7 protein-coding genes are annotated in these 8,918 nt (G+C 63.2%); all 7 read left to right on the top strand.

All coding sequences use genetic code 11. The annotated features are described in order from the left end of the window. Window positions 1–35 precede the first annotated feature (35 nt). On the top strand, window positions 36–1,136 hold the full coding sequence (locus AC3B8H_RS15020; RefSeq protein WP_488442356.1) for a glycosyltransferase family 4 protein: 1,101 nt from the start codon (window positions 36–38) through the stop codon (window positions 1,134–1,136). Window positions 1,137–1,172: 36 nt separating this feature from the next. Then, a complete protein-coding gene (asnB, locus tag AC3B8H_RS15015; protein WP_488442355.1) occupies window positions 1,173–3,110 on the top strand; it encodes an asparagine synthase (glutamine-hydrolyzing) in 1,938 nt (645 codons plus the stop codon). 15 nt (window positions 3,111–3,125) lie between these two features. Then, window positions 3,126–4,268: a glycosyltransferase family 4 protein gene (locus AC3B8H_RS15010; protein ID WP_488442354.1), complete on the top strand. Its 1,143-nt coding sequence runs from the start codon at window positions 3,126–3,128 to the stop codon at window positions 4,266–4,268. Window positions 4,269–4,282: 14 nt separating this feature from the next. After that, window positions 4,283–5,248: an NAD-dependent epimerase/dehydratase family protein gene (locus tag AC3B8H_RS15005; RefSeq protein WP_488442353.1), complete on the top strand. Its 966-nt coding sequence runs from the start codon at window positions 4,283–4,285 to the stop codon at window positions 5,246–5,248. Window positions 5,249–5,253: 5 nt separating this feature from the next. After that, window positions 5,254–6,279: an MraY family glycosyltransferase gene (locus AC3B8H_RS15000; RefSeq protein ID WP_488442352.1), complete on the top strand. Its 1,026-nt coding sequence runs from the start codon at window positions 5,254–5,256 to the stop codon at window positions 6,277–6,279. Continuing rightward, window positions 6,276–8,111 (top strand): polysaccharide biosynthesis protein, encoded by a 1,836-nt coding sequence (locus tag AC3B8H_RS14995; protein WP_488442351.1) that lies wholly within the window; start codon window positions 6,276–6,278, stop codon window positions 8,109–8,111. The genes AC3B8H_RS15000 and AC3B8H_RS14995 overlap by 4 nt, the downstream gene beginning before the upstream one ends. A gap of 101 nt (window positions 8,112–8,212) precedes the next feature. After that, window positions 8,213–8,918 (top strand): coproporphyrinogen III oxidase (locus AC3B8H_RS14990; RefSeq protein WP_488442350.1); only part of this gene is annotated, 706 nt, incomplete at its 3' end.

The following is an 8,918-nucleotide window of genomic DNA, read 5'->3' as shown; positions in this document are numbered from 1 at the left end:
CGGCCGTCAATCACCATTAACCCAAGCCAACCGCCGTGAAACTGATCTACGACGCCCGCCCGATCGCCCTGGAATTCACCGGCCTGGGCCGCTACACCGCCTCGTTGTTGCGCGCGTTGTTGGACAGCCCGCGCCGCGCGGGCCAGGAAATCGACGTGTTGATTGACCGGGATTGCGACCGCGACAACATGCATTACCGGGCCTTGCAAGCTGATCTGGAACGGGGCGCCTGCCGGATACAGGTCGTCGATGCGCCGCCGATTTCGTTCCGTCAACACGTTACGGTGGCGCGCTGGGTCAACCGGCAAGGCGCGGACCGCTATTTTTATCCGCATTTCGATATGCCGTTGGGGATCAAGATACCGACCGCCTTTGTGGTCCACGACTTGATTCCGCTGTTGGTGGACGGCTATGTGCAATCGCTCGGCTTCGCCAAGAAACTGTATTTCCAGCAGATGCTGCGCCACCACGTCGCCGGGGCGCAAGCCTGTTACGCGGTGTCGGCCACCACCCGCCGGGATATTCTCGATTTGGTCGGCGAGCGCTGGGCGGACAAGGTGCAAGTGGCCTGCGAAGGTCCGGTGCTGGCCGACGCCGGCGGCGCCATCGGACCGCCACCGCTGAACCCGCCGTATCTGCTTTACGTCGGCGACCGCCGTCCGCACAAAAATCTGCGCCGCATCGTCGATATGTTTAAGTTGCTGCGCGACCGTCACGGTTACCAAGGCCGACTGGCGCTGGCCGGCTCCCGGCGGAATTTCGATTTCGATCTGGACGCCTATATTGCCGACCGCACCGATATTAGCGTGCTGGGCAATGTTTCGGACGCCGAGCTCCTGGCGCTGTATGCCCACACCGATGCCTTGTTGTTCTTATCGGCCTACGAAGGTTTCGGCCTGCCGGTGGTCGAGGCGGCCCGCTTCCACCGCAAAATCGTGCTGTCGGACGGCGGTTCGTTGCCGGAAATCGCTCCGCCCGGCGCTTGCCAAATTCCCCGCTCGCTGACCACGGATGCCGCGGCCGAGCAAATCGCCGCCTATCTGGCCGATCCGACCCAACCCGAATTGAGCGACTACAATCGGCGCTATACTTGGCGGCGGGCGGTTGACGCCATTTTCCCGGAAACGCTGGCATGACCGCCGTTAACTCTAATCTTCTAGGGCACTGAAACCATGTGTGGTTTTGCCGGCATCCTTCAGCCCAACGGCGGCGATCCCCAGCGTCTTGGCGATAGCCTCGCTCGGATGAATGCCACGCTGAACCATCGCGGCCCGGACGATCAAGGCATTTGGTTGGACCCGGAAGCCGGGCTGGGCTTGGCGCATCGGCGTCTGGCGATTCAAGATCTCAGTCCGGCCGGCCACCAACCGATGCAGTCGGCTTGCGACCGCTACGTCATCGTTTTCAACGGCGAAATCTACAACCACCTGCCGCTGCGCCGCCAGTTGGAAAGTGCGGGTCACGCGCCGGTCTGGCGCGGCCACTCCGATACCGAAACCTTGCTGGCGGCCATTGCCGGCTGGGGCCTGGAACAAACCCTGGCGGCCTGCGTCGGCATGTTCGCGTTCGCGTTGTGGGACAGACGCGAGCGCGTGTTGACGCTGGCCCGCGACCGGCTCGGCGAAAAACCGCTGTACTACGGCTGGCAAAACGGCACCCTGCTGTTCGGCTCGGAGTTGAAAGCGCTCAGAGCGCATCCGGATTTTCGCGGCGAGATCGACCGCCACGCGCTGACGCAGTTTCTACGCCTGAGTTACGTGCCGGCGCCGCTTTCGATTTACCGGGATATTTGCAAGTTGCCGGCCGGCAGTTACCTGCGTTTCGCCGGCCGCGATACCCCGCGACCGGTCGCGTATTGGTCGGCGGCGAACGCGGCGGCGGCCGGGATCGCCGATCCCTATCCGGGCGGCGAAGCCGAGGCGGCCGCCGAATTGGAGCGCTTGCTGAACCAATCGATCGCCGGCCAGATGCTGGCCGACGTGCCGCTCGGCGCGTTTTTGTCGGGCGGCATCGACTCGTCGCTGATCGTCGCACTGATGCAAGCGCAATCTGCGCGGCCGGTGAAAACCTTCACGATCGGTTTCAACGAAGCCGGCTACAACGAAGCCGAATACGCCCACGCGGTTGCCCGCCATTTGGGCAGCGAACATACCGAACTCTACGTCTCGGCGGCCCAGGCCCGCGCGGTGATTCCAAACCTGCCGACGATTTACGACGAACCCTTCGCCGACGCCTCGCAAATTCCGACCTGGCTGGTCAGCCAATTGGCCCGCGAGCAGGTTACGGTCAGCCTGTCCGGCGACGGCGGCGACGAATTGTTCGGCGGCTACAACCGCTATTTCCTCGGCGCCGGTTTGTGGCGCAAGCTGGCGCCGCTGCCGCCGTTCGGCCGAAGCCTCGCGGCAACGCTGTTGACCGGCCTCGGCGCCGAGCAGTGGAACCGGCTGGCCCGGGCGGTGACGCCGCTGTTGCCGCACACCTGGCGCTACGCCAACCCCGGCGACAAACTGCACAAACTGGCCGGCGTGCTGCAGGCCCGCTCGCCGGACGCGCTGTATCGACATTTGATTTCGCATTGGCGGGATCCGGCCGCGTTGGTCGTCGGCGGCCTGGACCCGGAACCGCCGGCGCCCGACCCGCGTTTCGATTTCGTCGAACACATGATGCTGGCCGATACCGTCGGCTATTTGGCGGACGATATTCTGGTCAAGGTGGACCGAGCGGCGATGAATGTCAGCCTGGAAACCCGCGTGCCGTTTCTGGACCACCGCTTGGTCGAATTCGCCTGGCGCTTGCCGTTGACGATGAAAATTCGCGGCGGCCAAGGCAAGCATTTGGTCAAGCAAGTGCTTTACCGCCACGTGCCGCCGGCCTTGCTGGAGCGGCCGAAGACCGGCTTCTCGATCCCGTTGGACCAATGGCTACGCGAACCGCTACGCGACTGGGCCGATGACTTATTGGACGAACGCCGACTTCTCGAACAAGGCTTTCTCAGGCCGAAACCGATAGTCGAAGCTTGGCGCGCCCATCGCGGCGGCCGCTTAAATCGCCAATACGCGCTGTGGAACGTATTAATGTTTCAGGCTTGGCTGGAAAAGCAGACGGGCTAGGCGGATAATTCGGTCATGGCAAACCCGAAACTGCTCTACTTCGTCACCGAGGATTGGTATTTCTGCTCGCACCGGATGGCATTGGCCAAGGCGGCTCGAGCCGCCGGCTTCGATGTCTGCGTCATGACCCGCGTCACTCGCCATGGCGACGCGATCCGGTCAGCCGGCTTCGAACTGATCAATCTGCCGGTCGATCGCGGCGGCACCAATCCCTGGATCGAATTAAAAACGTTAGTGCAAGTGTGGCGGGCCTATCGCCGCCAAAAACCCGATCTGGTCCACCAAGTCGCGCTGAAACCGGTGCTGTACGGCGGCATCGTCTCGTTGCTGATGCCAGAACTGAAAACCGTCAACCTGCTGGCCGGCCTAGGCACGATTTTTTCGTCGTCGCACCAGCGCGCCAAATGGCTGCGGAAAGTGGTCCAGCCGCTGTTCAGCCTGCTGTTCCGGCGCCGCAACAGTCAAACCATCGTCCAGAACCGCGCGGATTACGCGCTGTTACGCGACCAGTTGCGGGTTCCCGAGTCGGCCCTGCACCTGATCAAGGGTTCGGGCGTCGATACCGACGAATTTCTCGCCGTCCCGGAACCGGCCGGCCGGGTAACGGTGGCCCTGGTTTCCCGCTTGCTGTGGGACAAGGGCATCGGCGAATATGTCGCCGCCGTCGGCCTACTGAAACGCAAAGGCCTGGACTTCGACGCACTGCTGGTCGGCAACCCCGATCAAGAAAACCTCGCGCCGATTAGCCACGCCCAATTGACGGCCTGGAACCAACAAGGCGACGTGCGCTGCATAGGCCACGTCGACGATGTCGCCCAATTCTGGCGCGACGCGCACATCGCCGTGCTGCCGTCGTTTTACGGCGAAGGTATTCCCAAATGCCTGATCGAGGCGGCCGCCAGCGGTCGCGCCATCGTCACGACCGATACACCGGGCTGCGACGAAATCGTCACTGACGGCGAGAACGGCTATTTGGTGCCGGTCAAGGATGTGCCGGCACTGGCCGCCGCGCTGGAAACGCTGCTGACCAAGCCCGAGTTGCGGCAAAGCATGGGCCTGGCCGGCCGCCGCAAGGTCGAGCAGGGATTCTCCGACGCCGTCGTGCTGGCGCGAACGCTCGCGGTTTATCGGCAATTGCTCGGCGCCGCCCCCGATTAATCCCGATCCAATTGATGAGCAACGCGATCCGCTCGATTTTAATCACCGGAGCCAACGGCTTTATCGGCTCGGCGCTGCTTGAGGCCTTGCGCGCGCGCGGCCACGCACCAAGAACCGCCGGCCGGGTCCCTACCGCCGGTATCGATTTCGCCTGGGACCTGGCTAGCCAAACCGCTCGTCCGCCCGAGTTGCCGGACGGTATCGACACCGTTTTCCATCTGGCCGGCAAGGCGCACGCGCTGGCCGAAAATCGCCAGGACGAAGCCGAATATTTCACGGTCAATACCGAAGGCACCCGCAAATTACTGGAAGCCGCCAAGCAAGCCGGCGTGCAACGCTTCGTTTACTTCAGCAGCGTCAAGGCCGTCGGCGACGCCGAGCAAGCGCCGTGGGACGAAACCGCGTCGGCGCCGGCCGACACACCTTACGGCCGTTCCAAATTCGCCGCCGAGCAGTTGGTGTTGCACGGCGGCTACGTGCCGCATCCGGTCGTGATCCGGCCCTGCATGGTCTACGGCAATACCGACAAGGGCAACCTGCCGCAAATGGTACGCGCGATGCGCCGGGGCTGGTTTCCGCCGCTGCCGGAAACCGGCAACCGGCGCTCGATGGTGCACGTCGCCGATCTGGCCGAGGCAGCGATCCTGGCGGCCGAGCATCCGGTCTCCGCCGGTCAAATTTACATCGTCGCCGACGATACGCCCTATTCCACCCGACAAATCCACGACTGGATTCGCACCGCGCTGGGCAAAGCGCCAGCCCGTTGGAGCGTGCCGTTCGAAGCGCTGCGCGCCGCCGCTTTACTCGGCGACGGCCTGAGTCGGCTGAGCGGGCGGCGCATGCCGCTGGATAGCGACACCTTGCGGAAATTAACCGATTCGGCCTGGTATTCGTCTGCTAAAATCCGCCGGGAACTGGGCTTTACCGCCACCCGCAATCTTCGGGACGCCTTGCCCGACCTCATTCGCTATTTGACCTGATCCGCGTGCTGCTTTTCTTCCTCGTCGTTTGCCTGTCGGCCGGCCTGACCGGACTGATCCGCCATTACGCCTTGCGCAACCAAGTGCTGGACATCCCCAATCAACGCAGTTCCCACACCACGCCGACCCCGCGCGGCGGCGGTTTGGCGACGGTCATCAGTTTCGCGGCCGCCTCGGTTTGGATATACCTCGACAGCCGTTTGCCGGCCGACGCCGTGCTGGCCTTGGCCGCCGCGTTGCCGGTCGCCGCGATCGGCTTTCTCGACGATCATTCCGAGGTCAGCGCCCGTGTCAGGCTGGCCGTGCATCTGCTGTCGGCCGGCGCGGCCGTTGGGCTGCTGAACGGTTTGCCGGCCTTGCTGATGCCGAAACCGCTGGACGGTTTATTGGGCGGACTGTTGTGGCAAGCCGGCAGCCTGGGCTATGTATTGGCGGTGCTGGGCTTGGTTTGGTCGTTGAATCTGTTCAATTTCATGGACGGCACCGACGGCATCGCCGCCTCGGAAGCCCTGTTCGTGTCGGCGACGCTGGCGGGCCTGCTGTACGTCATCCAACCCGGTCTGGCGGCGACAGCGCTGGCCTTGGCCGCCGCCAGCGCCGGTTTTCTGATCTGGAACCGGCCGAAAGCGAAAATCTTCATGGGCGACGTCGGCAGCGGTTTCATCGGGCTGGCACTGGGTTTGCTGATCGTGCTGGCCACGCGCGAAGCCCCGGCGCTGCTGTATTGCGGCATCATTCTGTACGGTCTGTTCATCGTTGATGCCAGCTACACGCTGGCGCGCCGGGCGCTCGGCGGCCAGCGCTGGTACGCGGCGCATTGTTCGCACACCTACCAACACGCCGCCAAACGCCACGGCCACGCCAAAGTCTTGCTGGCGTGCTGGGCGATCAACCTGGGCTGGCTGCTGCCGATTGCATTCTGGGTGTTTTTCCGTCCCGATTTCGCACTGGCGGCGATCGTACTGGCCTATGCGCCGCTGATCCTGCTCGCCCGGCATTATCAAGCCGGCCAACCCGAGTTTCAGCCGTGAGCTGGCGGTTCCGCTCGCGCACGACAATCTTTTTGCACGACCTGGCGATGGTGCCGCTGGCCTGGTTCGGCGCCTATTGGTTGCGCTTTAATCTGCACGCGATTCCGGACGAATATCTGTATTCGGCGTTCTTGTTCCTGCCCGGCGTCATCGGCGTCCAGGTCGGGCAATTCTGGCTGTTCGGCTTGTACCGGGGCGTCTGGCGCTATTCTTCGCTGCCCGACCTGATCCGAATCGGCAAGGCGGTCTTGAGCGGGGTGTTTTGGATCGCCTGCGGCCTGTTTCTTTACAACCGTTTGCAAGGCGTGCCGCGCTCGGTGGTGCCGCTGTACGTGATTATTCTGTTCTCGCTGCTCAGCGTGCCGCGTTTGGTGTACCGGTTTTGGAAGGAGCGAGCCTTCATCGAACGCATCGGCCGGCGGGCACTGATCGTCGGCGCCGGATCGGCCGGCGAAATGCTGGCGCGCGATCTGCTAGCCAATCACGACAGCGGCTACGTTCCGATCATTTTCGTTGACGACCATCCCGGCAAGTTTCGCCGCGAGATTCGCGGCATCCGGGTTGCCGGCAACGCCGAACAGATTCCGGAATTGGTCAAGCAATGGGACATCGAGACGGTGCTGATCGCGGTACCGTCGGCCAGCGCCGCGCAGATGCGCCGCATCGTCGAAATCTGCGAAGGCTGCGGCGCCGAATTCCAAACCCTGCCGTCGGTCAAGGAATTGCTGAGCGGCGCGGTCACCAAGGCCAATCTGCGCAGCGTCTCGATCGAAGACATTCTGGGCCGGGCGCCGGTGAAACTGGACTGGCCCGGCATTCAAGCCCATCTGCGCGACAAGACGGTGTTGGTCACCGGCGGCGGCGGCTCGATAGGTTCCGAACTGTGCAAGCAATTGGCCGGGGTACGGCCACGGCGTTTGATCGTACTCGATCAATGCGAATTCAATTTGTACAAGATCGACGCCGATCTGGCCCGGCTGTTCCCGCAATTGCCGCGCGTCGCGGTGCTCGGCGACGTCGCCGACGCATTGACGGTGCAGCGCCTGATCGAGACCGAGCGCCCGGAAATCGTGTTCCACGCCGCCGCCTACAAGCACGTGCCGCTGTTGGAATACCAGGTCCGCGAAGCCGTGCATAACAACCTGATCGGCACCAAGATCGTTGCCGAAGCCGCCATCGCCGGCGGGGTGGCGCGCTTTGTGTTGATTTCCACCGACAAGGCCGTCAATCCCAGCAACGTGATGGGCGCGACCAAGCGCGCCGCCGAAATCCTGTGCCAGAATCTGGACCGGCCGGGCTCGACCCGTTTCACGACGGTGCGCTTCGGCAACGTGTTGGATTCGGCCGGCAGCGTCGTGCCGCTGTTTCGCGAACAAATCAAGGCCGGCGGCCCGGTCACGGTCACCCATCCCGACATCACCCGCTACTTCATGACGATACCGGAAGCCTGCCAGTTGATCATGCAGGCCGAAACCGCCGGCCAGGGCGGCGAAATCTTCGTGCTGGACATGGGCGAACCGGTCAAGATTCGTTATCTGGCCGAACAAATGATCCGGCTTAGCGGCAAAGTCCCGGGCCGGGACATCGCGATCGAATACGTCGGCCTGCGCCCCGGCGAGAAATTGTACGAAGAACTGTTCCATGAGCAGGAAGCGCTACAAGCCACCGGCCTGCCGAAACTGCGGCTAGCCAAGGCCAGGGTCTACGACAGCGGCGAATGGCTAGCCAGCATCGAACGGATGCAGGCCGGCTGCCTGTGCCGCGAAGCCGGCGAATTGCTGGCCTGTCTCAAGCAACTGGTGCCGGAATTTCAACAACAATCCCAAACTTGAGTCGGGACCATCGATCCGTCCCGGCGGATTCCGGCCGGCGCGTCGCGGCGACCGTTGCCCGACCGGCCGCGAGCAACTCGTTCAACCTCGGAAATCAGACTATGCAACCGATCCACGCAAATTCCCCGCGCGCCGAACGCGCTTACGCCATGCTCCGCGAACTACGGCAACACTTCGTGAGCCAACTGAACCGGATCGCGGCCCAATTCGGCGAGGGCCAAGCCTTCGAGCCGATCGAGTGGTTGCGCGACCAAGGCCGGCATGGCGGCGGCGTCCGCTACATGGCCACCGACCGGATCGCATTCAACCGCGCTTCGGTCAACACCTCCCAAGTCCACTACGACGACGACCCCGCCAAGAAGCTGGCTTCCGCGTCGGCGCTTTCCACGATCATCCATCCGAGCAATCCGCTGGCGCCGTCGGTGCACATCCACATCAGCTGGACTGAAATGAAGGACGGCACGGGTTATTGGCGAGTGATGGCCGACCTGAATCCGTCAAACCCGTTCGAATCCGACACCAGCCGATTTGCCGATGGTCTCAAGCAAGCCGCGCCGGAGCTGTACCACGAAGCCGCGCAACAGGGCGACCGCTACTTCTACATTCCGGCATTGGAACGCCATCGCGGCGTCACCCACTTTTATTTGGAAAATTATAGTAGCGGCGATTTCGAGGCCGATCTGAACCTGGCCCAAACCGTCGGCGCGGCCGCGATCGATACCTATTGCGCGATATTGGAGGCAGCCTTGGCAAGCCGCACCCAGCCCGGCGAGGAACAGCGCCGGCGCCAGCTCGACTACCATACCT

Source organism: Methylomonas sp. BG-2 (genome assembly GCF_057766305.1).
This window is presented reverse-complemented; position numbering and strand designations above follow the sequence as displayed.